The organism is Mycobacterium sp. HUMS_12744610 (assembly GCF_041206865.1).
In the GTDB taxonomy this organism is placed as follows: Bacteria; Actinomycetota; Actinomycetes; order Mycobacteriales; family Mycobacteriaceae; genus Mycobacterium; species Mycobacterium servetii.
Window position 1 is genome coordinate 1,492,187 of the sequence record NZ_JBGEDP010000001.1, and the last position, 25,662, is coordinate 1,517,848.

General features: G+C 66.5%; 24 protein-coding genes, 1 tRNA gene and 1 pseudogene. 10 read left to right on the plus strand and 16 right to left on the minus strand.

What is annotated here, in order from left to right; genetic code table 11:
• The 6 genes from kdpB to AB8998_RS07490 all read right to left on the minus strand — a co-directional run bounded on the left by kdpB (nucleotide 1) and on the right by AB8998_RS07490 (nucleotide 6,904).
• Nucleotides 1-2,115, minus strand: coding sequence for a potassium-transporting ATPase subunit KdpB (gene kdpB / locus AB8998_RS07465; RefSeq protein WP_369737286.1), 2,115 nt, complete (start codon nucleotides 2,113-2,115; stop codon nucleotides 1-3).
• Nucleotides 2,115-3,785, minus strand: a complete 1,671-nt coding sequence (gene kdpA, locus AB8998_RS07470; RefSeq protein ID WP_369737287.1) for a potassium-transporting ATPase subunit KdpA — start codon at nucleotides 3,783-3,785, stop codon at nucleotides 2,115-2,117. Before kdpA ends, kdpB begins: the two co-directional genes overlap by 1 nt.
• Nucleotides 3,785-3,874, minus strand: a complete 90-nt coding sequence (gene kdpF, locus AB8998_RS07475) for a K(+)-transporting ATPase subunit F (protein WP_369737288.1) — start codon at nucleotides 3,872-3,874, stop codon at nucleotides 3,785-3,787. The genes kdpA and kdpF overlap by 1 nt, the downstream gene beginning before the upstream one ends.
• Entirely contained in the window at nucleotides 3,871-3,987 is a 117-nt protein-coding gene (locus AB8998_RS07480) for a potassium ABC transporter ATPase (RefSeq protein ID WP_369737289.1), read from the minus strand. The genes kdpF and AB8998_RS07480 overlap by 4 nt, the downstream gene beginning before the upstream one ends.
• Nucleotides 3,988-4,109: 122 nt before the next feature.
• The gene (locus AB8998_RS07485; RefSeq protein WP_420492653.1) at nucleotides 4,110-5,420 is read right to left on the minus strand and encodes a PPE family protein, SVP subgroup; all 1,311 of its coding nucleotides are present in this window, start codon (nucleotides 5,418-5,420) and stop codon (nucleotides 4,110-4,112) included.
• 56 nt (nucleotides 5,421-5,476) lie between these two features.
• Nucleotides 5,477-6,904, minus strand: a complete 1,428-nt coding sequence (locus AB8998_RS07490; RefSeq protein WP_369741465.1) for a PPE family protein, SVP subgroup — start codon at nucleotides 6,902-6,904, stop codon at nucleotides 5,477-5,479.
• Between the two features lie 362 nt (nucleotides 6,905-7,266).
• Here AB8998_RS07490 and AB8998_RS07495 point away from each other — a divergent pair, with 362 nt between their 5' ends.
• Complete coding sequence (locus AB8998_RS07495; RefSeq protein WP_369737292.1) at nucleotides 7,267-7,941, plus strand: cation:proton antiporter domain-containing protein; 675 nt, start codon at nucleotides 7,267-7,269, stop codon at nucleotides 7,939-7,941.
• Between the two features lie 475 nt (nucleotides 7,942-8,416).
• Here AB8998_RS07495 and AB8998_RS07500 read toward each other — a convergent pair whose 3' ends face one another.
• Entirely contained in the window at nucleotides 8,417-9,970 is a 1,554-nt protein-coding gene (locus AB8998_RS07500) for a sensor histidine kinase (RefSeq protein WP_369737293.1), read from the minus strand.
• The gene (locus AB8998_RS07505) at nucleotides 9,967-10,740 is read right to left on the minus strand and encodes a response regulator transcription factor (RefSeq protein WP_369737294.1); all 774 of its coding nucleotides are present in this window, start codon (nucleotides 10,738-10,740) and stop codon (nucleotides 9,967-9,969) included. Before AB8998_RS07505 ends, AB8998_RS07500 begins: the two co-directional genes overlap by 4 nt.
• Nucleotides 10,741-11,298: 558 nt before the next feature.
• On the opposite strand from AB8998_RS07505, the gene AB8998_RS07510 reads away from it, so the two are divergent.
• On the plus strand, nucleotides 11,299-12,624 hold the full coding sequence (locus AB8998_RS07510) for a PPE family protein (RefSeq protein ID WP_369737295.1): 1,326 nt from the start codon (nucleotides 11,299-11,301) through the stop codon (nucleotides 12,622-12,624).
• Nucleotides 12,625-12,684: 60 nt separating this feature from the next.
• On the opposite strand, the gene AB8998_RS07515 is transcribed toward AB8998_RS07510, so the two are convergent.
• From AB8998_RS07515 to AB8998_RS07530, 4 genes are all read right to left on the minus strand, one after another.
• Nucleotides 12,685-12,969, minus strand: a complete 285-nt coding sequence (locus tag AB8998_RS07515) for a WXG100 family type VII secretion target (RefSeq protein ID WP_369737297.1) — start codon at nucleotides 12,967-12,969, stop codon at nucleotides 12,685-12,687.
• Between the two features lie 44 nt (nucleotides 12,970-13,013).
• Nucleotides 13,014-13,310, minus strand: a complete 297-nt coding sequence (locus AB8998_RS07520) for a WXG100 family type VII secretion target (RefSeq protein WP_066914021.1) — start codon at nucleotides 13,308-13,310, stop codon at nucleotides 13,014-13,016.
• Nucleotides 13,311-13,457: 147 nt separating this feature from the next.
• Nucleotides 13,458-14,645, minus strand: a complete 1,188-nt coding sequence (locus AB8998_RS07525) for a PPE family protein (RefSeq protein WP_369737298.1) — start codon at nucleotides 14,643-14,645, stop codon at nucleotides 13,458-13,460.
• Nucleotides 14,646-14,725: 80 nt separating this feature from the next.
• The gene (locus AB8998_RS07530) at nucleotides 14,726-15,577 is read right to left on the minus strand and encodes a PPE family protein, SVP subgroup (protein ID WP_369737300.1); all 852 of its coding nucleotides are present in this window, start codon (nucleotides 15,575-15,577) and stop codon (nucleotides 14,726-14,728) included.
• Between the two features lie 357 nt (nucleotides 15,578-15,934).
• On the opposite strand from AB8998_RS07530, the gene AB8998_RS07535 reads away from it, so the two are divergent.
• Nucleotides 15,935-16,008 (plus strand) — tRNA-Leu (locus tag AB8998_RS07535).
• 523 nt (nucleotides 16,009-16,531) lie between these two features.
• The gene (locus AB8998_RS07540; protein WP_369737301.1) at nucleotides 16,532-17,281 is read left to right on the plus strand and encodes a class I SAM-dependent methyltransferase; all 750 of its coding nucleotides are present in this window, start codon (nucleotides 16,532-16,534) and stop codon (nucleotides 17,279-17,281) included.
• 16 nt (nucleotides 17,282-17,297) lie between these two features.
• Here the strand turns inward: AB8998_RS07540 and AB8998_RS07545 are convergent, their stop codons facing one another.
• Nucleotides 17,298-17,597 carry a hypothetical protein gene (locus AB8998_RS07545; RefSeq protein WP_369737302.1) on the minus strand — a complete coding sequence of 100 codons (300 nt, stop codon included), beginning with the start codon at nucleotides 17,595-17,597 and terminating at the stop codon, nucleotides 17,298-17,300.
• A gap of 103 nt (nucleotides 17,598-17,700) precedes the next feature.
• Between AB8998_RS07545 and AB8998_RS07550 the strand changes: the two genes are divergently transcribed.
• Both AB8998_RS07550 and AB8998_RS07555 read left to right on the plus strand, forming a co-directional pair.
• Nucleotides 17,701-18,564 carry a hypothetical protein gene (locus AB8998_RS07550; RefSeq protein WP_369737303.1) on the plus strand — a complete coding sequence of 288 codons (864 nt, stop codon included), beginning with the start codon at nucleotides 17,701-17,703 and terminating at the stop codon, nucleotides 18,562-18,564.
• A gap of 210 nt (nucleotides 18,565-18,774) precedes the next feature.
• A complete protein-coding gene (locus tag AB8998_RS07555; protein ID WP_369737305.1) occupies nucleotides 18,775-19,923 on the plus strand; it encodes a cytochrome P450 in 1,149 nt (382 codons plus the stop codon).
• Between the two features lie 237 nt (nucleotides 19,924-20,160).
• Here the strand turns inward: AB8998_RS07555 and AB8998_RS07560 are convergent, their stop codons facing one another.
• Both AB8998_RS07560 and AB8998_RS07565 read right to left on the minus strand, forming a co-directional pair.
• On the minus strand, nucleotides 20,161-20,445 hold the full coding sequence (locus AB8998_RS07560) for a hypothetical protein (RefSeq protein ID WP_369737306.1): 285 nt from the start codon (nucleotides 20,443-20,445) through the stop codon (nucleotides 20,161-20,163).
• Between the two features lie 108 nt (nucleotides 20,446-20,553).
• Nucleotides 20,554-20,904: a DUF732 domain-containing protein gene (locus AB8998_RS07565; RefSeq protein ID WP_369737307.1), complete on the minus strand. Its 351-nt coding sequence runs from the start codon at nucleotides 20,902-20,904 to the stop codon at nucleotides 20,554-20,556.
• 408 nt (nucleotides 20,905-21,312) lie between these two features.
• Between AB8998_RS07565 and AB8998_RS07570 the strand changes: the two are divergent.
• From AB8998_RS07570 to AB8998_RS07585, 4 genes and pseudogenes are all read left to right on the plus strand, one after another.
• Nucleotides 21,313-21,528 (plus strand): annotated as a pseudogene (locus AB8998_RS07570) (integrase catalytic domain-containing protein); the annotation flags it as partial.
• Nucleotides 21,517-21,684 (plus strand): hypothetical protein, encoded by a 168-nt coding sequence (locus tag AB8998_RS07575; RefSeq protein ID WP_369741827.1) that lies wholly within the window; start codon nucleotides 21,517-21,519, stop codon nucleotides 21,682-21,684. The pseudogene AB8998_RS07570 and the gene AB8998_RS07575, both read left to right, overlap by 12 nt.
• Before the next feature lie 209 nt (nucleotides 21,685-21,893).
• Nucleotides 21,894-23,129 carry an IS256 family transposase gene (locus tag AB8998_RS07580; RefSeq protein ID WP_369741377.1) on the plus strand — a complete coding sequence of 412 codons (1,236 nt, stop codon included), beginning with the start codon at nucleotides 21,894-21,896 and terminating at the stop codon, nucleotides 23,127-23,129.
• Between the two features lie 43 nt (nucleotides 23,130-23,172).
• Nucleotides 23,173-23,778 carry an integrase catalytic domain-containing protein gene (locus AB8998_RS07585; RefSeq protein ID WP_369737308.1) on the plus strand — a complete coding sequence of 202 codons (606 nt, stop codon included), beginning with the start codon at nucleotides 23,173-23,175 and terminating at the stop codon, nucleotides 23,776-23,778.
• 253 nt (nucleotides 23,779-24,031) lie between these two features.
• Here the strand turns inward: AB8998_RS07585 and AB8998_RS07590 are convergent, their stop codons facing one another.
• Nucleotides 24,032-25,558: an IS1380 family transposase gene (locus AB8998_RS07590; protein ID WP_369741466.1), complete on the minus strand. Its 1,527-nt coding sequence runs from the start codon at nucleotides 25,556-25,558 to the stop codon at nucleotides 24,032-24,034.
• Between the last annotated feature and the right edge of the window lie 104 nt (nucleotides 25,559-25,662).

Here is a 25,662-nt window from a genome sequence, read left to right on the forward strand (position 1 = left end):
TCAGGACATCCCTGGGACGAATTGAACGATCAGGTCGATCAGCTTGATACCGATGAACGGGGCGACGATGCCGCCGAGGCCGTACACGTAGAGGTTGCGGCTCAACAGTTTCGACGCGCTGCTCGGCGTGTAGCGCACGCCGCGCAGCGACAGCGGTATCAGTGCCACGATGATGAGCGCGTTGAAGATCACCGCGGACAGGATCGCCGACTCCGGGCTGTGCAGGCGCATGATGTTGAGCAGGTCGAGCCCGGGGAACAGGGCGACAAACATGGCCGGGATGATCGCGAAGTACTTTGCGATGTCGTTGGCGATCGAGAAGGTGGTCAGCGCGCCGCGGGTGATCAGCAGTTGCTTGCCGATCTCGACGATCTCGATGAGTTTGGTCGGGTCGGAGTCTAGGTCGACCATGTTGCCGGCCTCTTTGGCGGCCGAGGTGCCGGTGTTCATCGCCACGCCCACGTCGGCCTGCGCCAGGGCCGGCGCGTCGTTGGTTCCGTCACCGGTCATTGCGACCAGCCTGCCGCCTTCCTGTTCGCGCTTGATCAGGGCGAGCTTGTCCTCGGGGGTGGCCTCGGCGAGGAAGTCGTCGACGCCGGCCTCGTCGGCGATCGCCTTCGCGGTCAACGGATTGTCGCCGGTGATCATCACCGTGCGGATGCCCATGCGGCGCATCTCGTCGAACCGGTCGCGCATGCCCTGCTTGACGACGTCCTTGAGTTGGATCACGCCGAGCACCGCCGCGGTGCCGTCGCGTCTCTCCCCGACGACCAGCGGTGTGCCGCCGCCGGCGGAGATGCCGTCGACGATGTCGCCGAGCTGGGTGGGGACCGTGCCGCCGTGCCCGCGAACCCATTCGGCGACCGAGTTGGCGGCGCCCTTGCGCAATTGGTGCCCGTCGAGGTCGACCCCCGACATCCGGGTCGTGGCGGAAAACGCCACCCAGCGGGCGTGCGAGAGCTCGCCGGGCGTGCGGGCGCGCAGGCCGAAGCGTTCCTTGGCGAACACGACGACCGAACGCCCCTCCGGGGTTTCGTCGGCGAGGCTGGACAACTGCGCGGCGTCGGCCAGCTGGTCGGGGGAGACGCCGTCGATCGGGAGGAACCCGGCCGCCTGCCGGTTGCCGAGGGTGATAGTCCCGGTCTTGTCGAGCAGCAGCGTGTTCACGTCGCCCGCGGCCTCGACGGCGCGCCCGGACATCGCGAGCACGTTGCGCTGCACCAGCCGGTCCATGCCGGCGATGCCGATCGCCGACAGCAGCGCGCCGATCGTCGTGGGAATCAGGCACACCAGCAACGACACCATCACGATCCCGGTGACGCCGTTTGCGCCCAACGCCTGCGTGTTCGGGACGCCGGGGTTGTTCGCCTTGGAGTAGATCGCCACCGGTTGCAGGGTCGCGACGGCGAAGACGAAGATGATCGTCAGGGCGGCCAGCAGGATGTTCAGCGCGATCTCGTTGGGCGTCTTCTGCCGATTGGCCCCCTCGACGAGCGCGATCATCCGATCGATGAAGCTCTGCCCGGGCTTTTGGGTGATCTTGACGACGATCCGGTCGCTGAGCACGGTGGTGCCGCCGGTGACCGCCGAACGGTCGCCGCCGGATTCCCGGATCACCGGCGCCGATTCGCCGGTGATCGCCGACTCGTCCACCGACGCAATGCCTTCCACCACGTCGCCGTCACCCGGGATCACCTGCCCGGCCTCGACGACGACGATGTCGCCCTGTTGCAGCTCCGGTGCCGGAACTTCTTCCTCCACGCCCGCCGTGCCCGGCTCCCAGTTCCCCAGCCGCCGGGCCATGGTCTGGGTCTTGGCCTTGCGCAGGGTTTCGGCCTGCGCCTTGCCGCGACCTTCGGCCACCGCCTCGGCGAGATTGGCGAACAGCACCGTCAGCCACAGCCACACCACGATCAGCCAGGCGAACCACGTCGGGTCGACGACCGCCAGCACCGTGCTCCAGACGGCGCCGATTTCCACGACGAACATCACGGGGTTGCGCCACAGCTTGCGCGGGTCGAGTTTGCGCATCGCCTGCGGCGCGGACCGCCACAGCATCGTCGGGTCGAGCACGCCGCCCCGTACCTGTTTGCGGCCCGAATGAGTCGCTTTCATCAGTGCATTCCTTCGGCAAGGGGCCCGAGCGCCAGCATGGGCAGGAACGTGAGGGCGACCAGGATGAGCGTGACGCCGGCGACCATCCCGACGAACTGTGGCCGGTGGGTGGGCAGCGTGCCGGCCGAATCCGGCGTGCTGCCCTGCTTGGCCAGGGAGCCGGCCAGGGCGAGCACCAGCACGATCGGTGCGAACCGGCCGAACACCATGGCCAGCCCCAGCGCGGTGTTGTACCAGTCGGTGTTGGCGCCGAGCCCGGCGAACGCCGACCCGTTGTTGTTGGCGGCGGAGGTGAACGCGTACAGCACCTCCGACAGGCCGTGCGGGCCGCCGTTGAGCATCGCCGCGCGTTCGCCCGCTAGCGCCATAGCCGTGGCGGTGCCGATCAGCACGATGAGCGGAGAAACCAGGAAATACGTTGCGGCAAGCTTGATTTCGCGGGGAGTGATCTTCTTGCCGAGGTATTCCGGGGTGCGCCCCACCATCAGCCCGGCGATGAAGACGGTGATCACCGCGAGGATCAGCATGCCGTACAGGCCGGATCCCACCCCGCCGGGGGCGACCTCGCCGAGCTGCATGTTGAACATCGTCATCATGCCGCCGAGGCTGGTGTAGGAGTCGTGGAAGGAGTCGACCGCGCCGCACGAGGTCAACGTGGTCGTCACGGCGAACACGGCGGAGTCGGCGACGCCGAAACGCTGTTCGACCCCCTCCATCGCCCCGGCGGCCGAACTCGGCACGGTGCCGTGGTGCTGCAGCTGCATCCACATCGTCACGCCGAAGCTGATCAGCGCCAGCGCCGCCATGACGCCGGCGATCGCGAAGCCCTGCCTGGCGCTGCCGACCATACGGCCGAACGTGCGGGGCAGGGAGAAGCCGATCACCGCGATCAGGAAGATCTCCACCCAGTTGGTCCAGGCGGTCGGGTTCTCGAACGGGTGCGCGGAGTTGGCGTTATAGAAGCCGCCGCCGTTGGTGCCGAGCTCCTTGATGGCCTCCTGGCTGGCGACCGGACCGCCGGTGATTGTCTGGTGGACGCCGCCCAGGGTGGTGACAACCTGGTCGTTGAGGTGGAAGTTCTGGATCGCTCCGCCGACGACCAGGACGATCGCGCCGACGGTCGCGATGGGCAACAGGATGCGCAGGGTGCCGCGGACCAGGTCGACCCAGAAGTTGCCCAGCTCAGCGGTGCGCTGGCGGGCGAATCCGCGCACCAGCGCGACCGCGACGGCCATTCCCACCGCAGCCGAGATGAAGTTCTGCACGGCCAGCCCGGCCATCTGCACCAGGTGGCCCTGCGTCGATTCGCCCGAGTAGGCCTGCCAGTTGGTGTTGGTGACGAAGCTGACCGCGGTGTTCCACGCCAACGCTGGCGTCATCGCGGTGGCCGGATCGTGCAGGTGCAACGGCAATTTGTCCTGCACGAGCTGGAACCCGAACAGGAAGAAGATGCCGACCGCCGAGAACGCCAGGACGCTTCGGGCGTAGGCGCCCCACGACTGCTCCGAGCGCGAATCGACACCGATCAGCCGGTAGATCACCTTCTCGACGTGGGAGTCCCGTTGCGCGGTGTACACGCGAAACATGTAGTCGCCCAGGGGCACATGCACCACCACCAGTGCCGCGACGAGGACGGCCAGAAAGACGATTCCCGCGGTCGTGGCCCCCACTAGAACCGCTCCGGGAACAGCAGGGCCGCAAAGAGGAAGAGCACCAGCAGGATCGACAGCACCAAGCCGACGACGTTTTCGTAGCTCAAAGCCGTTCGACCAACTTCTGCGTCAGGCCGAGCACGGCGAACACCACCACCGTCAGCGCGATGAATCCCAGCACGCCCATCCTGTCTCCGTTCCGCGTCAGTTCGTGCCGCATGTCGAGGCACATGTCAGCTTGCGCACATGTCAGCTTGAAGGTAGACGGTGCCGCTCCGGAAGGGCCATTGGTCGAAAGTTTTCTAACAGCTTCCTAACGCCGTCGGGATCGCCCCCCGCGGCTCAGAGTGCGAGCAGGCGGTTCTTTTCCTCGGCGTACTCCTCGTCGGTCAGCTTCCCCTCGTTGCGGAGCTTGGCGATCTCGCGGATCCTGGCCGCGACTCCGGTGACCACGGTCCGAGGTGTGTCGGGCGAGGGTTTGGCCGCCGTGTCGGCGGTCGGGCCCGTGCCGGCGTTCGCCCGCACCGCGGCCGGGGCCAGCACCCGGGTGCCCCCTGACGGCCTGCCGCCGTCCCGGCCGGCGCCGGTGCCCGCACCGCCGCCCATGCCCGCCCCGGCCATACCGCTCAGGGCCATCTCGCCGAACGCGTTTCCCGATCCGGCTTCCAGCGCCTCCCCGGCGGCGCCGAGGGTCGTTTCCGGCGGTGCCGGCAGGGTCAGCGCGGCGGATCGCACGGCCGGTGCGGCGACGGTCCACGTCGACGGCACGGATATCGCCCCGATTGTGTTGGCCTCGCCCAGTCCCGCCGTCACGCCGGATGCCGCCGCCGGGCCCGGGTTCGTGATGAGCGCCCTGAACGCGGAGGGGGGTCTTTCACCTGGGAGCGGCCAGGGTGCTACGCCTTGCCAGCCGCTGACGTCGTCGTCGGTGTGCAGACCGGTCACGGTGCCGATGGCGTTGAGGGGAAAGCTCACCGGACCCGTCAGGATGTCCGTCGGCCCGACGGCGAAGACGGTAGCCAGGTTGGCCGGCCCGCCGGGAAAAATCGTGGCGAGGTTGCCGATCAGGTCCAGCACGGTGGTAGCGCTCGGCGGGTCCGCGGCGGCGGCCCGGCCGAGCGCACCGCCGGGAGCGGTGTTGTGCCGGGGTGGGTCGAACGGTGGCAGCGTCGACGCGGACGCGGACGACCCCGCATAGCCGTACATCGCCGCGGCGTCCTGAGCCCACATCTCGGCGTATTGGGCCTCGGCGGTCGCGATCGCCGTGCTGTTCTGCCCCAGGAAGTTCGTCGCCACCAGCGTCACGAGCAAACTTCGGTTCGCCGCGATCACCGGCGGCGGTACGGTCGCGGCGAATGCAATCTCGTAGGCGGCAACCGCGGCCTGGGCCCGCGTCGCGGTGTCCTCGGCGCGCATCGCGGTGGTGTGCAACCACGTCGCGTAGGGCGCGGCCGCGGCCACCATCGCCGTCGAGGACGGGCCCCACCACGACGCGCTCAGGTCCGAGATCGCCGACTTGTACGACTCGGCCGCCACCCGGAGTTCGATGGCCAGCTCGTTCCAGGCGGCCGCGGCGGCCAGCATCGGACCGGCTCCCGGCCCGGTGTACATCCGACCGGAGTTGATCTCCGGTGGATAGGTCCCGAAATCCATCGATGTGTGTCTCTCGTCCCAGAAGTTGGTGTCCAGCCGAACCGAGGATGCGTCGCTCACCGCCCCAGCAGGCGGTTCTTCTGTTCCGAGTACTCCTCGTCGGTCAAGATTCCTTCGTCGCGGAGCTTGGCGAACTCGCGCAGCTCGGCCGCGACGCCGGTGACCACGGTGCGTGGCTTGTTCTGCGAGGCTCCGTCCCCGGCGACGGGCGCCGCGCCCTCGCTCGTACCCGTCGTGCCGACGCGCACCCGGCTGCCCGCCGTCGCCGTGCCACCTTTGCCGGGCCCGCCGGCCAGCGTGCCGGCGACGGCGCGTCCGGCCAGACCGGCCGCCGCCATCTCGCCGAGTGCGCTGCCCGACCCAACTTCGGCGGCCTCGGCCACGGCCGCGCCGACGGCGGTGGCCGGCAGCGCCGGCAGCGTCACCGCGATCGGCTGTACCGCCGGTGTAGCGATCGTCCACGTCGGCGGCACGGTCAGTGCCCCAACCGTATTGGCCTCGCCCAGACCCGCGGCCGGCTGCAGAACCGCCGACGACGCCGCCGCCGGCTCGATGGGGCCCGTGATTCTCGCCTTGAAGTCCGTAGGGGGTTGATCCCCCGACAGCGGCCAGGGCTGTTCGCCGGCCCAGCCGCTGACGATGTTGTCGGTGTGCAGACCGGTTCCGGCTCCGATGACGTCCAAAGGAAAGCCCACCACACTGAGCGCGTTGGCCGGCACGTCCAGGAAGAACGTGGTGAGGTCGGCCGGCACGTCGAGAAAAATCGCGATCAGGTCGCTGATCACGTTCAGCGCGGTCGTACCCGAGATGCCCTGTGCCGGCGCGCCCGCGGCCAGGCTCTGCAACGTGCTGGGCACCACCGAAAACGCTTGCGGCACGCTCGCTACGGCCCTCTGCGCGGTACCGGCCGAGGTGCCCGCCGCTTGCGTGGCGGCGGCCTGGCTGGCCGGCCCCCCGGGTTGGGTGGTCTGTGGGGGGGTGGCGAACGGCGTCAGTGTGGTCGCGGCCGCCGACGAGCCGGCGTAGTCGTACATCGCGGCGAGGTCTTGGGCCCACATCTCGGCGTACTGGGCCTCGAGGGCCGCGATCGCCGCCGCGTACTGCCCGACGGTGTTGCGTGCCGTCAGCGTCAGCAGCCGGCTTCGGTTGGCCGCGACCAACGCCGGGGGCACCGTCGCCGTATACGCCTGCTGGTAGGAGGCGGCGGCCGCCCTGGCCTGGGAGGCCGCCTCCTCGGCCTGCGCGGCGCTGCCGTTCAGCCATGCCACATAGGGGGCGGCCGCGGCTGCCATCGACGCCGACGCCGGACCCGACCACGGCCCAGAGGTCAGCCCGGAGATGACCGACCCGTACGATGCCGCGGCCAGGTGCAGGTCGGCGGCCAGTTTGTCCCAGGCCGCGGCAGCGGCCAGCAGGGATCCCGATCCCGGACCGGTGTACATACGCCCGGAGTTGACCTCCGGTGGCAACAGCGCAAAGTCCAGTGCGGCACACCTCCTTTAGCTGGCCACGACCGCTGAGCGACCCCGCGCCACGCGATCGGCACCCGTCGCCGGTGGTCCGTGAACCTCCCTGGCTTGAGAGTCAATCGCATAGTCTATGGCTCCGGGTGCGGCGAACCGCGCCGTTATCGCAGCTGACACGCTGAGCCGACACAGGGACCACCTCGGTCACCGGCGGCACTGCGCCTTTGCGGCACGCGCCGTCAAACCGATCGGCTGCAAACCTTCCCGCCGGCCGCCGGTAAACGAGGGGTTTTCCGGACCGCGACGAGCGCATTCAGCTGTTGGCCGTGCAATGCGCCGGGTAACACGTCCGAGGTAGCGATCGCCGGGCGCCGCAGCGGGTGGGCACGCCGAACATCTTCCCGGACACCATCTTCTACGTGTTCCTGCCGCCACTGGTGTACTACGCGGCGTTGTTCATCGCTCCGGACGATCTGCGGGCCAACGCCCGGTCGATCCGGGTGCTGGCGGTCGGGCTGGTGGTGGCCACCGCGGCTGCGGTCGCCGCCGTGATGGTGGGTATCGGTGGTGTCTCACTGGCGGCGGCGCTGGTGGCCGGAGTGGTGGTGGCACTCACGGACCCGGTGTCGGCCACCTCGGTGTTCAAGCGCCTGAAGGTGCCCGAGCGGCTTTCGACCACGGTCGAGGGGGAAGGGCTCACCAACGACGGGATGGGTCTGGTGCTCTATCAGGGCACCGTCGGGATCGCGGTGGCCGGCACGGTGCGGCCGGGCCACCTCGCGATGACCTTCCTCGCGGCTCCCGCGGGCGGTGCGATGCTCGGCCTGTTCGTCGCGTGGCTGCTGGTGAAGGTGACCCTGCCATGGCTGCTGCGCCTGTTCGAACTCCGGGCCGACGATTTCCACACCGAGGAGAACGAGGCGCGGCTGCGGGGCAGTTCGGGCCGCGTTGGATTGGCTCGACGACAACGCGACACTGCTGCGCAGCCTGGAACGCGGCGTCGACCTCGAGGTGGCAGGGCTGCGCCGGTCGTAGGTGCTGCCGCGTACCGTTAAACGGATCAAGGCAATTGCCGCGCTTCTCTCCCGCAATTTTTCCAATCATATTGTTTTGGAAGCGATTTGCCGGCACTCCGCACGCGTCGACGTTGCGCTTTGGCGTTCGTCCGTAACTCGGTAGCCGCGCCCGGTGCCGAAACGCGGAGCGGTCGAAATTTCCCGTGTTTGCGGGTATTTGGCAACCGCGGGTCCGCCGCAGCACGACACAACCACCCTCGCCGGCCGGCTCGTCTTTCGTGAGGAGAAGCCCATGTCCTCGTCACCACGCAGCCCGAGGCGTTGGTCGTCGGCGCGGCGAGGCTCTGCAGCGTCTGCGGAACCGAGGCCGTGGCCGCGCGGGTGTCGGTTGCCTGGGCGGCCGCGGCACCCTGGGCGGCCGTGCCGGCCGGGTCGGTGGTCCGGGGAGGTGCCCGGAACGGGGTGACCCGCGCCGCGGTCGCGGGCTGGCCGGCGTGGTGCCGCCGCGCGCGGATCAGCCGGAGGTGTGCGCCGCCCCCGGGGCGGAATCCCGGTCGGGTGGGTCGATCATCGGGAGGCGTACCCGAAACACCGTTCGGCCGTCGGCGGATTCGGCGGTGACAGAGCCCTGGTGTGCCTTGACGATCGAACTGACGATGGCCAGCCCGAGCCCCAGCCCGAGGCCCGACCCGCTCGACCTGGACGTGTCCGCGCGGGCAAACCGCTCGAACAACCGGGGCAGCAGCTCCGGGTCGATCCCCGGCCCGTCGTCGGCGACGCTCAGTTCGGCGTAGGGCGTGCCGGGGCCGCCTGCGGGGACGTCGTGGCAGCTGATCCCGGTTGTCACGGTGACACCGGGCGGCGTGTGCACCCGGGCATTGCGGAGCAGGTTGCTGACCAGCTGGTGCAGGCGGGCGGGGTCAGCGCGGACCCACACGGGGCTGTCGGGCAGCTTGGTGACCCAGTGGTGGGTCGGTGCCGCGACCGCCGCGTCGTTCACCGCGTCGGTCGCCAGCCCGGCCAGGTCGACGTCTTCGGGGTGCAGGTCCACGCCTTCGCCCAGCCGCGACAACAGCAGCAGCTCCTCGACGAGGACCGCCATGCGCTGCGCTTCCGACTCGATGCGGGCCAGCGCGTATTCGGTGGTCGGCGGCAGATCCGAGCTGTCCTGGCGGGTCAGCTCGGCGTAGCCCTGAATCGCCGCGAGTGGGGTGCGCAGCTCGTGGCTGGCGTCGGTGATGAACTGGCGCATCCGTAGGTCGGATTCGGCGCGATACGCCAGCGCACTGTCGACGTTGTCCAGCAACCGGTTGAGCGTGTTGCCGACGATGCCGACCTCGTTGTCGGGGTCGGTGTCCTCCGGTGACACCCGGACGCTGATGCGCTGGTCGCCGTCCGTCAGCGACATCGCGGCGACCTCGGCCGCCGTGGCGGTCAGCCGGCGCAGTGGGCGAAGCGTGTAGCCGACCACCCAGACGGTGAGCGCCGCGGTCACCGCGAGGGCGGCGGCGACCAGCGCCGCGGTGGTGACCTGTTTGCGGCTGATGATCTTGTCGGCGCGCTGCAGCGACAGCCCGACGAGAAGCCGGTCGGGTCCGTCGAGGTGGCTGGCCACCCGGTAGGTGCCCAGGCTGCCGAGGTGTTCCGTCCGGGGCCGCCCGTCGGCCTGCGACCGCGCTTCCAGGGCGCGCACCACGTCGGGTGGTGCCGGCCGCGCCTCGGCCTCGGAGAAGACCGCCGAGCCGATGACGGTGCCGTCGCGCAGCACGGCGATGAGGTTTCCCGGCGTCTGGTCGGTGAACTCCAGCATCGCCTGCCCCAGCGGCGGGGTGCCGGCATGCTCCCCGGTGTGTTCGCCGCCGAGGTACCTGTTGTAGGAGTTGCTCAATGCCTCCAGGGATTCGGCGACGTCTTCGTCGTTCATCGCGGTGACGTAGCCGCGCAGGCTGACCACCGAGACGACACCGACGGCCACCAGCACCACGCTGACCACGGCCAGCACGCCCAGTAGCAACTGGCGGCGCAGCGACCGGGGGAGCCACCGGGGCGTGTTGCGCTGCCGGGTCATTCCGGCGGCCGCAGCATGTATCCAACGCCGCGGATGGTGTGGATCATCGGCTCCCTGCCGGAGTCGATCTTTTTCCTGAGGTAGGAGATGTACAAGTCGACGATGCTGGTGCGGCCGGCGAAGTCGTAATTCCAGACCCGGTCGAGGATCTCGGTGCGGCTGAGCACCCGGCGCGGATTGCGCATGAGGAATCTGAGCAACTCGAACTCGGTCGTGGACAGCGACACCGCAGCGCCGTCACGGGTGACCTCGCGGCTGGCGGTGTCGACCCGCAGATCGCCGACCTCGAGGGTCTCCGCGGTCGGTGCGGGTTGCCGGCTGGAACGCCGCAGCAGTCCGCGCAGCCGGGCGACCAGCTCCTCCAGGCTGAACGGCTTGGTCATGTAGTCGTCGGCGCCCGCTGTCAGACCGGTGACCCGGTCCATCACCGAGTCGCGCGCGGTCAAAAACAGCGTCGGGGTGTAGGCGTCCGACTCGCGGACGCGCTCCAGGATCCGCAGACCGTCGACGTCGGGCAGCATGATGTCGAGCACCAGCACGTCGGGATTGATCGCGTCGAACTTTGCGATGGCGTCGCGCCCGTTGTGGGCGACTTCGACGACCCAGCCCTCGTAGTGCAGCGCCATCTTCACCAGGTTGGTCAGCGCGGGCTCGTCGTCGACCAGCAAAACCCGAATGGGTGATCCGTCCGCGCGGTAGATCCGGGGCAGCTGGCCGAGGACGGCCTGGCGCGGACGCTGGCCGCCTGCGTGTTGCGACATTGCAGTCATGCTCTCCCATTCTCGCAAGCCACACACGCGGTTGTCACGAAGTTCATAGAGTTCTCAAATATGACGTGTTGCGCGCGTCACGTCCGATGCCGTTCAAATATGAGTTTTGTATGTGCTGCATCAGCCAGCTTGAGATGATCGCCGCACCCAAAAATACTGGTGTTCATGATGGTTGGATCGTACGGCGTGAGCCTGACCGAGGTTAGGCTTCGCAAATCATTTTCACAAGAACGTCTTTCATCGCTATGAGACGCCGGTGCTGCCGTGGGAGTGGTCGAGCTTCGCTACGCGGGAGCGAATCCGGGATCCATGAGTTCGCGGCGTGCGTCAACGCGACGTTACACTTCGTTACGGAATTCCCTTCGAAATGACGGTCTTTCACGGCAAGCCTCGTCTACTTTCCGGCGCGGACACGGCCGGCACCAGCTGCAACCGCGCGCTGTCCCGGGCTCGGACGAGAAGGCCGGTGCGATGCCCGGTGCGCCCGGCGCACCGGACCGCGCGTGCAACAGTGCGCGCGGCCGCGATCAGCAAACGGAATCAGATTGAGGAAAGCTCATGGATTTTGGCGCATTGCCGCCGGAAGTCAACTCCGCTCGCATGTATGCCGGACCGGGACCGGCTTCGATGCTGGCCGCGTCGGCGGGGTGGGAGTCCCTGGCCGCCGAGCTGCAGAGCGCGGCAAGCGGCTACCGGTCGGTGATCTCGACCCTGACGGAAGAATGGGTTGGCCCCACGTCGATGGCGATGGCGGCCGCGGTCACGCCTTACGTGTCATGGATGACGGTGACCGCTGAGCAATGCGGTCAGGCGGCCACCCAGGCCACGGCCGCCGCGGCCGCGTACGAAACGGCGTTTGCGATGACGGTCCCGCCGCCGCTGATCGCGGCCAACCGGGCTCAGCTGATGGCGCTGATCGCGACCAACCTGTTTGGGCAGAACACGCCCGCGATCATGGCGACCGAGGCCGAGTACAGCGAGATGTGGGCGCAGGACGCCACCGCGATGTACAACTACGCTGCCAGTTCGGCGTCCGCATCGAGCTTCGGGACGTTCACGGCACCGCCGCGGACCACCAACCCCGGCGGGGTGGGCATTCAGACGGGTGCGGTGGCCCAGGCGACCGGCGGCAATGCCCGGACGGCGTCGACGCACCTGATGTCCTCGGTGCCCCAGACCCTGCAGAGCCTCGCCAACCCCGGAGCGGCGTCCGGCGTCTCCGGGATGGCGATGGGCGACGGGGTGTCGATGGCATCAGCCGCGTATTCGCCGTTGAGCTCGCTCACATCGCTGGTCAACGGGCCCGGCAAGGGCGCCGCGAAGGCCGTTTCGAGCGCCACGTCGGGGACGTCTGCCGCTTCCGCGCTGAGTGGGCTGGCGGGCGTCTTCGCATCGCCGGAGGGTGTGGTGCTCGGCACCAGCTTCGGCGTGTTCGGCGACGTGGGCGGCTCGATCTCGGATGTCGGTGGCATCGGCTTCGATCTCTACGGCCTGGGCCTCGATTATCAGGGGCTGGCGCTGGACGTGCAGGGCGCGGGTTCGATCATCGGAGCCGACGGGGGTGCGGGACTCCCGGGCTTAGGCACCCTCGGGCTCGGCGGCCTGGGTGAGAGCGCGTCGGCCAGCGTGGGCCAGGCGGCCTCGCTCGGCACCCTGTCGGTGCCGCCCACCTGGGCGGACACTGTGTCGTCGGTCACGCCGTTGCCCACAGCGCCGGGCGCCAACGGCATGCCCGGTGGGTGGGGAGCGGCGCCGGCGTCGGCGACCACCCCGGGTGTGTCCAAGCTGCCGCTGGGTGGGATGGTCGGACGCGAGGCCGACGGCGCGGTGCAACGCGTCGGGTTCCGTCCCTCGCTGATCCCGCGCTCACCGGTGGCCGGCTGACTTAGCAAGACAGGGGCCCGCACACCGGAGGTGTGCGGGCCCCTTCGTGGAGGTGTGTCGTCAGGCCCAGCTGGACCCGACGGCGCTGTCGGTGCTGGCCATGTTGGAACCGGCGCTCTGCACCTTCTGGCCGTGGGAGTTGGCCTGCTCGTAGATCACCTGGAAGTTGCGACCCAACTGGGTGATGAACTCCTGGCAGGCCACCGAACCCGAACCGCCCCAGAAGTCACCGGCGGCCAGCACATCACGAACGATGGCCTGGTGCTCGGCCTCCAACGAGGCGGCCTGCGCGCGGATCGTGGCGCCGTGGGCGTCCACATCCCCGAACTGGTAATTGATGCTCATTGCTTAGCTCCTTCGAAAGTGTTGGAAGGCAGTGGCTTTCGCTATTAGCTGCCGAGGATCTGCTGGGAGGCCTGCTCTTGCTGCTCGTAGTTGTTCGCGTCGCGGATCAACCCGTCGCGCACCCCGTGCAGCATGTTAACGATGTTGCGGAACGCCTGATTCATCTGACCCATGGTGTCGTAGGACGTCGCCTGGGCCTGGCCGCTCCAGCCCGCACCGGCGATGTTCATCGACGACGCCCACATCTTGCGAGCCTCGTCCTCCACCGTCTGCGCGTGCACCTCGAAGCGGCCCGCCATCGCACGCATCTCGTGCGGATCGGTCATAAAACGTGTTGCCATGTTGCCTATCTCCTTCTCTTTCTTGCTTTTCCAGCCTTGGGGTTGGTCGAAGTCTGCAACGGTCGCGGCTCCCCGCGTCCCGGACAGATTAGGGCCTACCGGTTAACTGCCTGCCTCAAATGGGTGACATGTCCCCGCTTTTCCGTCTCAGACCACCACCTGCTTGGGCATGACGATCGGCTTGAAGCCGTAGCGCGGCCCGGCCCCGTAAGCGCCGGCGCCCTTGGCCGCCGCCGCCATCCCCGGCATGCCGGGCATGGCTGTGACCGGCTCGGCCGCCTCGGAGGCGACGGTCCAGCCCGAGCCCTCCAGCGGGGCGGTGGAGGAGGCCAGCGTCGCCGGGGCGGCCGCCGACCAGCCGGCCGGCACCGATAGACCGCCGACGGCGGACGCCTCGCCGAGACCGGCCGACACCGCGCCGCCCAGCCCCAGCGGCGTGGTCGACCCCACCAGCGACGTTCCTATCCCCAAGCCGGCGCCCAGGGGCGTGACGTCGTCGACGGTGACACCCAACGGCGCACCGGCCAGGAAGTGGCCGAGCAGCGGGAAGGTCGCGGTGATCATGGCGACGTTCCACGCCGCGGTGACACCGATGTTGTAGATGACATTCTGGACGACCGGAATCTCGGCGAAATCGGCAATCGACGGGATCTGGCCGTTGAGGGTCAGAATCGAATTCAGTGAGCTCTGCAACTCGGAGAAGCCGGTCTGCAGGCCCGAGATGGCAGAATCGAGCCCCCCCTGCGCGGGCGCTGCCGCCGCGCTCTGGGCTGTCGTCGCGGCTTGAATACCGGCCGCGGCGGGGTTGGTGGCCGGCGTCTGCGGCGCGATCGGCTGAAGCACCCCGGCGGCCGTCGAGGCGGCCTGGTAGGTGTACATGGTGGTGGCATCTTGGACCCACATCTCGGCGTACTGGGCCTCGGTTGCCATGATCGCCGCCGTGTTGATGCCCAGGAAATTGGTCGCGACGAGCGCCGCCAGCTGAGCACGGTTGGCAGCGATCACCGGCGGGGGCACCGTCGCGGAGAACGCTGCTTCGTAGGCGGCCGCCGACGCCGTCGCCTGGGCGCCTGCATGTTCGGCCGCCGCCATCGCGGTGGTCAGCCAGGACACGACGGATTCGGCTGAGGCGGTCGCGGCTGTCGACCCCACACCCGTCCAGTGCTCGGTGGTCAGCGTCGTGACGATCGACTCCCACTGGGACGCTGCAGTGCTCAGCTCCGCGGCCAGGTTAGACCATGACGCGGCGGCGGCCATGAGCGGTCCGGAGCCCGCGCCGGAATACATGAGCGCCGACGTGACGTCTGGGGGTATCGCTCCGAAATCCATAAACATTGGCGGTCTATCCCTTTCCTCTTAATTAGCTGAATTTGGCTTCTTGTTGACCAGTCGTGCAGCGCGGGCGCTTCTGCCGTTTAGACGGTCGTCGACTTGGGCATGACGAGGGGCTTGACGCCGTAGCGTGGCGCACCGAAGCCGGCGCTGTTACGCGCGGCCGCGCCCATCCCGGGCATACCGGGGATGGCCACCCCCGGACCGGACTGCGGCGCTGCGGCGGTCCAGCCCGCGGTCGGCAGTGCCATTGGGTCCATCGGCGTGGTACTCGACACCGTAGTGACTGCGCCGGCCCAGCTCGGCGGCACCGACAACTTGCCGACCATGGTCGCCGAACCCACGCTGGCCACCGGCATGGCACCGATGTCGGCCATGCCGGAGCCGACGGCCGGCGTCGTCGCGCCCGCGAGGTCGGCTGCGCCGGCAAGGCCGCCGAGGTCGGCGCCGGCCTCTTCGGGAGCCGATATGGCCGAAAGGAGGCCGCCGCCCCCCATCCCGATGGTGTCCGAGTAGGCCGAGGCCCAGTTGCCCATCTCGTCCATACCGATGGTGGTTCCACCACCTGAGGGGCTGAAAAGCCCGTTGCTGCTGTTCAGGAAGTTGTATGCCTGGTTGATCAATGAGGCTGGGTCTAGGGACTGCTGGGCCGCGTTGCTGGCCTCGGCAGCTGAGTAGGTACCGGAAGTCTGATTCAGCGTGTTCACATACTGCTGCTGTTCGGTCTGAGCTTGCGTTGCCGTCGCCTGATACTGAGTGCCGTATGCCGAGAAGAGCGCCGCCTGCTGCAACGACACCGGGTCGGCGGCTGCCGGTGCGATGGCCGTGGTCGCCGCCGCAGCGCCCGCGTGCTGCGCGGTCAGCGAACTGACGATGGCCTCCAGCTGCGCCGCCGCAGCGGACAATTCTGCGGGCAGTGTTTTCAGAAATGACATCCGTTCCTCCGTCGTGTCAAAATCGCTGGCTCAATGCGGCCGATCGACCCTGGGTGTTTGCCCAAGGACCGCTGTGCATTGGCGTAAGGCTAACGATCCACGTCTCCATAGTCGCGACCGAAAAGACCTAGCTGGCAGCCGTTTACGCCGTTTTAACGGTGGCGCGGGCAGTTTTAACAAGTCGCCGTCGAGCGACATAGCGCTGTCATGTGGCCAGGGCGGCAGTACGCGATGTACGCCGCTCGGCCGCGGGACAATAATCGAAGCGCGGCCGGGTCGCATGTTGGGGTGCGGGCCGGCCTCGAGAGGGGATGCGATGCCCCCGGCCCCGTTCGCGCACGCTACATTCGCCGCCGGGCCCCCATAGCCCAATTGGCAGAGGCAGCGGACTTAAAATCCGTCAAGTGTCGGTTCGAGTCCGACTGGGGGCACGCCGACTAGCACTAACGGGCTGGTGACGCCGGCGCTCGCGGCATTTTCCGGGGGACTCGCGGCCCGCCGCCTGAGGTATCACCTCCTGAAGTGCCCCGGCCCGCGCCGCCATCGTCCTGGTGTTCGACTGCTGTGGCAGTTCTCGTCACGAAGGGGCGGCCGAGCATGGCTTTTCGGGCAGTCAGCGTGAAGGAAATCAGGGGCGCACTCCCTGTGTGGCCGGTGGGGGCAACGACGCCGTCGAGGCAGTTGATGACGGGTTGATCGGTGCGTGCGCCGAGGCGGGACGTCGGGTGTGCCGGAACGGGCATGGCGTGGCGCGCGAGCAGCTGGTCATGATCGAGGAGCGGACCACGCCGGCAAGCGGCACGCGACCCCGCCCGAAGATCGTGAGTGAGAAAGGATCCCAACCGAGGAAACGTCAGGAAATCCAGTGTGGCAACGGGCCACGGCCACGTTGCCGGCGAAACAGTGTTGCCGGCTCGCCGAGCGCGGCTCCGACAAACTCTTTATCGTTGCGGGATGAGCCAACCCGGGCAATTCGATCCCCTCCGCTACGAGAAGATGTATCGCGATCAGCAGTCCGCGAACGGCTTGCCGGCGGCCACGCCGTGGGACATCGGCGGCCCACAGGAGATCGTTAAGCAACTTGTCGCGCTGGGTGCGGTTAAGGGCGAGGTTCTTGACCCGGGTACCGGTCCGGGGCATCACGCCATCTACTACGCCGCAAAGGGATACTCGGCGACCGGTATCGATTCCTCACCGGCTGCGATCGAGCGGGCAAAGGAGAACGCGCGCCGCGCCGGGGTTTCGGTGAACTTTCAGGTGGGTGACGCGATAAGGCTAGACGGCCTGGAGAACCGCTTCGACACGGTCGTCGATTGCGCGTTCTATCACGTGTTTTCGGACGTGCCTGAGGCGAAGCGGATTTATGCGCAGGCTTTGCATCGGGCGACCAAGCCCGGAGCGCGGCTCTACATGTTCGAGTACGCCCACTACAGTGTTAACGGTATCGTTGCGCCGCGGTCGGTGTCCCTGGACGACTTCATCCAGATGTTCCCCGACGCCGGTTGGCGGCTCACGTATCTGGGGCCGACCACGTATCAGGTCAACATGAGCATCGAATCCTTTGACATGATGATCGCCCGCAATCCCGATAAGGCCGAGCAGATACGGTCTTTCGTCGAGGGGTTTCGGTTGATCGAGCCCTGGCTGACCAATGGCCGGGCGTACGCCCCGTTTTGGGAGATGCACGCCACCCGCGTGGACTGATCGCACACGAAGACGCTCAGGAGCCGGCCGGCACCGGGGCGGCGACGAGGTAACCGGCAAAGGAGAAGACGGTGAGGGTGCGGACGGCGGGTAGGGTGTCGAGGGACGTCCTACCCTCGATTCCCGGCGCGGAAATCGAATTGAGGTTTTCTTTCCCGTGCGGTCCCGGGTGCCAGCGTGGCGGGAAGGTGAAGCCTAGGAATCGATTGTTCCACAGAGGGATTGGGTGTTGTGTGGCGTTGTGGGCGTCGACCGGTTGCGGGTGGTGTTTGCGAAGTTCGAGCGTGCAGGTGTTGTTTTTGTCGATGTTGAGCATGATGCCCCCGTAACGGGTGTGTCGCGTCGCGTTGCCCAAGCCCCGTCGGAGTGCACCGCCGGGCCCAATTCTCGACCCGCCGAAGGGAGCCCGGTGAAAAATTATGAGCGAACCGTCCCAGCCGGACCAAACAGTGGACCGCCACGAAGGCCAAACAGGCTCAGCGTCTTTGGAACTACGTGATCGCCGGTGCTGGTGGCATTGCACCACGCTGCGTGTTTCCCGCAGAATCGCGACACTCCTCCTCCTCGCGGTGCTACTCGCCTGGCTGCTGCCGACTCGCCCCTGGGACGTCGCTTTCCAGGCCGCCCGCCTTTCATGTCTTGCCACGTTCATTGCCGTCTTCGTTGCTCTCTGGCAGTCGGTCGTCATCCGGAGCCGGGCACAAGACGAAGTCAGGGAAGCGCATGAGCGACTGCGGCGTGAGCTTAAGGCGGCCGAGCAAAGGTCGGCCAGAGAGCTGGATAATGTGCGCGAGCTACACCGAATCGAGCTTGAAGCACAGCGGGAACAAGCTCGCATCCAACGCGTCCAGCTGCGCGAACAAGAGTTCAAACTTGCCCTGATTCGGGTGTCGCGCGCGGTCAACGACTACACCCTCGAGCTAGCAATACTCACTGAACGTGGACACAAAGTGGTGACGATGCCCGAGAAACAGGAACGCGAGGACGCTCTTGCGCCGAACAGCAAGAAACTTGACTCCCTTCTCAAGAATATGCAGCTGGAAATCTCAGCGGCGCACATGTTTACCCGTAACAAGGCGCTTCATGATTGCCTTGACGCGGTGAACGCCACCACGGTGCTCGGCTCACACGCTGAGGCGATGTTCCGGGAAGCGGTGATCCGTAACTGCACCATGCCACGCCCGGTCGCGGAGGCGATCTTTCGGGCAATGACGACGATGCAGACGGCGACAGGCAATATCCGTCGGCTGGCTGGCGAACTGCTGGAAGCCGGCTGGGAATGATCGCGTCCCGGTTGCGAACGCGCACCAGCACCCACGCCCGAACGATCATCGGGCCTCGGTAAACCGGGCTTCAGCCAAAGCCCCCGCCTGGCGGCGGGTCTGCGCAAGGATCGCTCCACTGCCCCGAAAACACGGCCCCGAAAACATCAGCGAGAAAGGTAGGGCAACTTGAATTCGCATCCCTTACATCACAAGGAGAGTCCGGTCTTCGTGGCAGACCGCGGCGCCTTCTGGCGTCAGTTGCGCGATCTGGGCCGGGTGGTGAAAATCGAAGCCGGCAAACCCATGCTGCACGGGTATTACCTCACACGGCGCGACGATGTCCGTGCGGCCTTGCTCGACCCGGGCATGTTTATGTCGCCGCCGAAAGCCTTTAGAATCACCTCTTTCGGCGTACCGCTTCCGCAGGTGCCGTTGTCCTGCGGAACGCGAACGGATCATGCCCGTTTCGGCCGCGTCCTACATCCCCTCTTCAGCCCCAAAGCATTGGCCCCTTTTGCCTTGGGCTTGCGCGCGCAGGCCGCGACGCTGATAGCCGGGGTCACCGATGAAGGGCAGTGTGATTCGACGGGCCTCGTCGACGCCTACGCCTGCCAATCGCTGCTCATGGTCTGCGGTTTGCCGCCGGACGACGAAAGTGCGGCACAGCTGATCCGGGCCGCAGTGATCGGCGACTTGGACGGGACAGCCGAACTTCAACTCTTCAATTGGCTGGATGCCGCGCTTGGGGCCGGGCTGAGAAAGACCCGGCGGCCGCCCGGCATTCTCTGGCCGCTAATCGAGGGACGAGCCCGCGACCCGGATTTTCCGCTCAGCCGGGCCGAGGTGGCTGCCGTCGTGCTTCTGTTGTTCTCGGTTGCAGGTATTGAAATGGTCGCGGCGGCGATTTGTTTCTCGCTTCTCCGTCTCGCACGCGATCCACAACTGCAGGCCCGGTTGCGTGAAGACCCAGGACAGATCCCGGCGTTCGTCGAGGAAATGTTGCGGTTGGAGGCACCGGGGCCGGCGATACCACGCGTCACCACCAGAGAAGTCGATGTCGGCGGCTTTACGATCCCGGCGCACAGTGTGGTGTGGCTGGCCTTGGAAGCAGCGGGCCGCGAGAGCGGAGGTGATGAGATGGCAACGGCCAGCGATGGAACCATTCTGCGCCAACGCCATTGGGCGTTCGGCAGCGGTATACACAGATGCTTGGGTATGCACCTGGCCCGTATTGAAATTGTCGAGTTCTTGACCGAGTGGTTGGGGCGCGTGCCGCAATTCGAGCTAGAACCTGGCTTCGTGCCAGCCATTAGACACGTACCGACTGGCGTGACTCACCTGGGCAGCCTAATGCTGCGTTGGGAGACATCCCGATGAGCAGTTCGGGATGATCCGCAAGACCCCGGAGCGTGCATCAGCGGAGTGCGATGGCACGTCGGCGTCGCCGGCACGGCAGAACCATGACGGATGAATCGGCACGCAACGCGTTGTCGGGACTTCAACGAAATCTCTACTGTGGGTGGATCTACAGGTGGCACCAGTACCAACTGGCGCGCCACGGCCGGTGTCGCGGCACGTCATGGACCTCCCCCATGAGGCTGCGCTGGCGCGTTCCTACTTCGGGTAATCTTCTTGATCAGGAGTCAAACACTCGGGCGGCGTCACATTGAGGTTCAGAAAAGCACCTGGCCGACACTGCTGATGGTCCTGCTGCTTGCCGTCGGCACAGACGTAGTATGCCTGTGAATCGTCCGGGTCCTGCACATACTGAAGCCCTGCGGTGTCAGGGCACGTGAACTCGCTGGCCGGGGAGATGAGGGGCGGCTGCGCGTACGCTACAGCTGAACTCGACAAGCTCACCGACCCGATGCCGGCAATAGCGGCGCCGACAGCGGCCACCTGTCTAGCCCTGAAGGACATAATCATTCGCTGTTTCCTCCTCCACTGTTGATCAGTGGGCTAACCCTAAGTATTTTGTGGCAACGTGTCCGGGTTGTCCACGGCTGGTCATTTAGCGCTGGGCTTCGATAGGTAGTCGGGGCAGTAGACGCTCGACGCGATCGCCGTGAACCTAGTCGCGCCGGCGAGGCCGAACCCTTGATTCAGAGTCATCACCTTTTTGATGACGTCGATTTCCTTCTGGCCCGAGTCCATCATGTCGCACGCCGTGTGGGCGGCCGCGACGGCGGCAGGCCCGTTGGCATAGGTGATGCTTGCTTGACTGAGCTGGCTCAGAAAGCTCCCGTCAAGACCCGGGTCGATGCTGCTCGGCTCGGCCTGCGCCGGCACCGCTGCGCCGACGACGGCGGCTAGGTTGGCCAACACCATGAGGAATCGCATCGCCCCATCATCCTCCACGACGCCGTGGTTGTCCTGTCGAGTGCGATGGTCCTATGCCCCGACGTGTCCCCCTGGGTGGCCAGCGCCCGGCAGATCGGTGCGACCCCGAACCGCTGATGGTGTACGTCGATGAGCCGCTGAATCACAGGCGCGGCAGGGCGCACACCCGCGCGAAGAAAGTCGCTCCTTTTCAGGTTCGGGCCTGCGCGCTGACGGCGTAGGAGTTCCTGAGAGAGGTTCACCAGATCTCGGCGTGCCTCAACAACTTTGAGCGCGTGGCTGACGGCGGTGCCTCAGCTATTTTGAGCGCGTAACCAGAGAGGCTTGCCCGGTGTGGAGGGCAAGACCGATATGGCCGCGAGACGGCAGGTAACCAACAAACTGCATGGTCAGTACCGCAAGGCGTCGAAGGCGGATAAGACCGCGATCTTGGATCGGGTGGTGGCTACCACGGGGGATGGGCCGTTCGACCGCCCGGCGGATGCTGACCGGACCGCGGCTGGCGGATCCGGCTGAGCAGGTCGCGATGGGCGTAGGTTGCGCCCGCGGGGCTTCAGCGACGACGCCAGAGCGCTTTTAGAGCACGTGTGGGCCTTGATGGGCATGCCGTGCGGCAAGTATCTGGTGGTCATGGCCGAGCTGAAGGCGATGAGCGCGGCCACCGTCGACCGCTACCTCAAACCAGCTCGGGATGCGATGCGTATCAAGGGCATCTCGACGACCAAACCGTCACCGCTGCTGCGGAATTCGATCACGATCCGTACCTGTTCTGATGAGGCGCCCGAGACTCCGGGGTGATCGAGGCCGACACCGTGGCGCACTGCGGCCCGAGTTTGATCGGCGAGTTCGCCCGCACCCTGACCATGACCGACCTGGTGAGGGCGTGTCATTCCATCTGTGTAAGTCCGGGGTGGTCCATCATCGGACCGCCGTTGGGCGGACAGAAGGAGTGTTTTGTGACCAAGACCATGCAGATGCCGGCTGAGGAGACGACCGCGGCGCGGCGGCTGGCCGAGATGTTCACCGAAGAGACGCTGGACTCGTTGATTAAGGATGCGGTGAAGACCGGGACCCCGATCGACGGCGCGGACGGTTTGCTGAACCAGCTGACTAAGGCCGTGCTGGAGCGGGCGCTGAATGCGGAGCTAACCCACCATCTGGGCTATGAGGCCGGCGATCCGGCCGGACGCGGATCGGGAAATTCGCGCAACGGCACCACGCCGAAAACGGTGACCACCGTCAACGGCCCGGTGCAGATCGATGCGCCGCGTGATCGCAACGGCTCGTTTGAGCCGGCGATTGTGCCGAAGAAGACCCGCCGGCTCAACAACATCAATTCGGTGGTGTTGTCGCTGTATTCACGGGGAATGACCACCCGCGATATCGAAGCCCACCTGCAGGAGGTCTATGGGGCGTCGGTGTCGCGGGAGTTGATCTCCAATATCACCGAGGTGGTGGTCGATGAGATCAAGGCCTGGCAGGCCCGCCCGCTCGATGAGGTCTACCCGATCCTCTACATCGATGGGCTGCGGCTGCGGATCGGCGACAACGGGGTCATCACCACCAAGGTCGCCTATTTGGCCATTGGCGTGGATCTGGAGGGCCGCAAACACGCCTTGGGCTGCTGGATCCAGGACTCCGAGGGGGCGAAGTTCTGGCAGAAGGTCGTCATCGACCTGCGCAACCGCGGGGTGCGCGACATCCTCATCGCCTGCTGCGACGGGCTGACCGGTCTGCCTGATGCGATCCGCTCGATCTATCCCGATACCGTGGTGCAGACCTGCGTCGTGCACGTCATTAGGAATGCGATGCGCTTCGTGTCTTATAAGGACCGCAAGAAGGTCGCCACCGCGATGCGGGCGATCTACAGTGCGCCGACCGTCGATGGAGCCGAACTCGCACTCAAGGAGTTCGACCAGCAATTCGGCGCCCAATATCCGGGTGCAATTGACGTGTGGCACAACGCCTGGGGGGAATTCGTTCCGTTCCTGGACTATCCGGTGGAGTTGCGCAAGATCGTCTACACCACCAATGCGATCGAGTCGATCAACTTCCAGTTGCGCAAGATCACCAAGAACCGTGGTCATTTCACGGACAAGGACGCCGCGATGAAGTTGCTGTACCTCGGGCTGCGCAACATCTCCAGCGAGAGAGGAGGCTATTCGGGTACTGGAACGCACAACTGGACTGTGGCGCTCAACACACTCGCCAGACTATTCCCTGGGCGAATCCCATTGTGCTAGAATACAACTCGTAGTCAAATCACCTCTGACTTACACAGAAATCGTGACAGGCTCCCTGGTGATCGGCTGGACCGAGAAGTACTCGATCCGCAACAACGCCTCCAAGTGGATCACCGCCGGCATCGAGGAGCTGGAGCAGCGGTTCCCGTTTCCCGTGGTGATTTTCGACAGCGATTGCGGTGGTGAATTCATCAATCATGAGGTCGCCCAGTGGCTGCAGGACCGCGACGTCACCCAGACCCGCTCGCGGCCGTACCAGAAGAACGATCAGGCGCATGTGGAGTCCAAGAACAACCACGTGGTGCGCAAACACGCGTTCTACTGGCGCTACGACACCCCAGCGGAGCTGGAGCTGCTCAACCAGCTGTGGAAGCTGGTGTCGCTGCCGCTGAACTTCTTCACCCCGACCAAAAAGCCCCTCGGCTACACCACCACCGCAGCTGGTCGCCGCAAGCGCATCTACGACAAGCCGGCCACCCCGTGGCAGCGTCTGCAGGCATCGGGAGTGCTTGACACCCAACAACTCGCGAACGTCGCCGCCCGGATCGAAGGCATCAACCCGGCCGATCTGACCCGACAGATCAACGCCATCCAAATGCAGCTGCTGGACCTGGCCAAGACCAAGACCGAGGCCCTAGCCCTCAAATAAGCGTGTCGGCGTCGGCGGGTTCCCAGGATTCTTCGGGATGTCGTTTCCGGTCGGCGGTGGGCGGCTTTGTTGGGCGGTGACGGTTGTCATCGGGTGTGTGAGCGGTCCTGGATTGGCTGGATTATCGCTGCTGCGTGGGTTTGTCGGGTGTGTGGACATGCGGGGACGATGCGCGGTGTTTCGGTTCGGGCGAAGAGGGCGAGTGTCGTGGGCGGGCGCGGCAGGGCCCGAAGGTCGGTTCAGGGTGCAGACGTCAGCCAAAGCGAGTGCGTTCAATGGTGGTGTAGGCGCTGAGGAATCGGTCCAGGCTGGGGTGGTAGCCGATGATCCGCACGGTGATGGCGCGGGCGTGGCGGATGATCATGGCGGGGATGAGGATCGCCTGGGTGGTGAAGCGGCGGAACTCCATGGTGATCCACTCGCGGCGGTCGGCTTTGCGGTGCAGCATCATGGCGAACCAGGACTTGATGTTCCAGGCCAGGGCGGCGATGACCATGTAGGCCCAGTTGGATACCAGGTCATAGAGCGGCACCCGTAACGCGTTGACACCGTTTTTGAGCTGCTCGATGACGTTTTCCTGGTCGCAGCGGTCGTTGGCGCAGGCCACGACCTGTGCGGGGGTCAAGTCGGTGCGGGTGGTGATGTAGAAGAAGTAGCGGATCTCCTCGATGAGGGCCGCCTCGCCGCGGGACTTGCTGATGTTCTTGCGCAGCGCGATCACCCGGTAGGGTCGGCGGCATTTGCCGGGCTGGTAGCTGAACTCGGCGACGTGCTCGCAGGTGAGTTCCAGGTTGACGTAGCCGCGTTCGGCGACGATGCGCCGCTTGTGGTTGGGCTCGCGCCGGCGCCGCTGCCCAGTCCGCGCCGGCTCGGGGTCGGGCCGGCGCAGCGGTGTCCAGTCAGCCTCGGTCAGCGCCTCGGCGCGCGAGCGCAGCGCGGTGTTGCAGTCCATGCCGAACACGAAATCGACCCGCTGGGCCCAGTCGTCGAAGTGCGCGGTCAACGAGAAGTCGGTGTCCCCGCGCACACATACTCGCTGGGCGTGCGGGGCGACCAGGTCGATCGCCTTGTCGATCCAGGCCGCCGCGCCGGCGTGGCTGGGCGCGTTGCCCGGCCGGTTGACCAGGTAGAGCACCTCCTTGGTGTTGGCCAGCGACACGATCAGCGGCGCATACCCCCAGATGCCCTTATAGGACATATCCATTCCGGCCTTGTGCTGCCCGTAGGTGGGGGCGATGGTGCCGTCGACGTCGAGGTAGGCGACCGGGCCGAGCAGCTCACGACCCCGGTGCGCCCACAGCTGCGGGCGCACCGCGTTGATCGCCTCCATCAACGTCGCCACGTCGGCCCGGCTGAACCGGCGACAGAAATCACCGGCCGTGGTCGGGTCCGGGATCAACTGCGCGCCCAAGGCGTTCATATAGGCGCTGTCGTGGCGCAGCCGCTCGATGTCTTCGAGCCGAGTGCCCCCGCACGCCACGTTGTAGGCCAGGTTGAGCACGTGGTCGGATTCGTGATAGGGCAGGTGCACCTTAAGCAACTGCAGGTCCTCGTCGATCCGCTCGACCAGCCCCAGCCGGGTCACCAGCCGGTGCAGCGCGGCGATGCCACCGAAAGCGGTGGCGTCGATGTTCGCACCGACCTCATAGCGCACCACACCCGTGTTCAGCATCGGCGCGGGCTGCGCGCCCCAACTCCCCGCCCGCGCGTGCCGCGCCGCCACCCTACGCCGCCGCGCGGCGATGTTCCGCCTACTCTGCTTATGGGTTATCCTCTTCACCACAAAGGCCTTTCCTGCCGGGCTGCGTTGAGACCGCAAAACCCAACCAGGATAAGGCCTTTGCCAAATTCTCACCCGCCGACACGCTTACTGAAGGCCTAGCC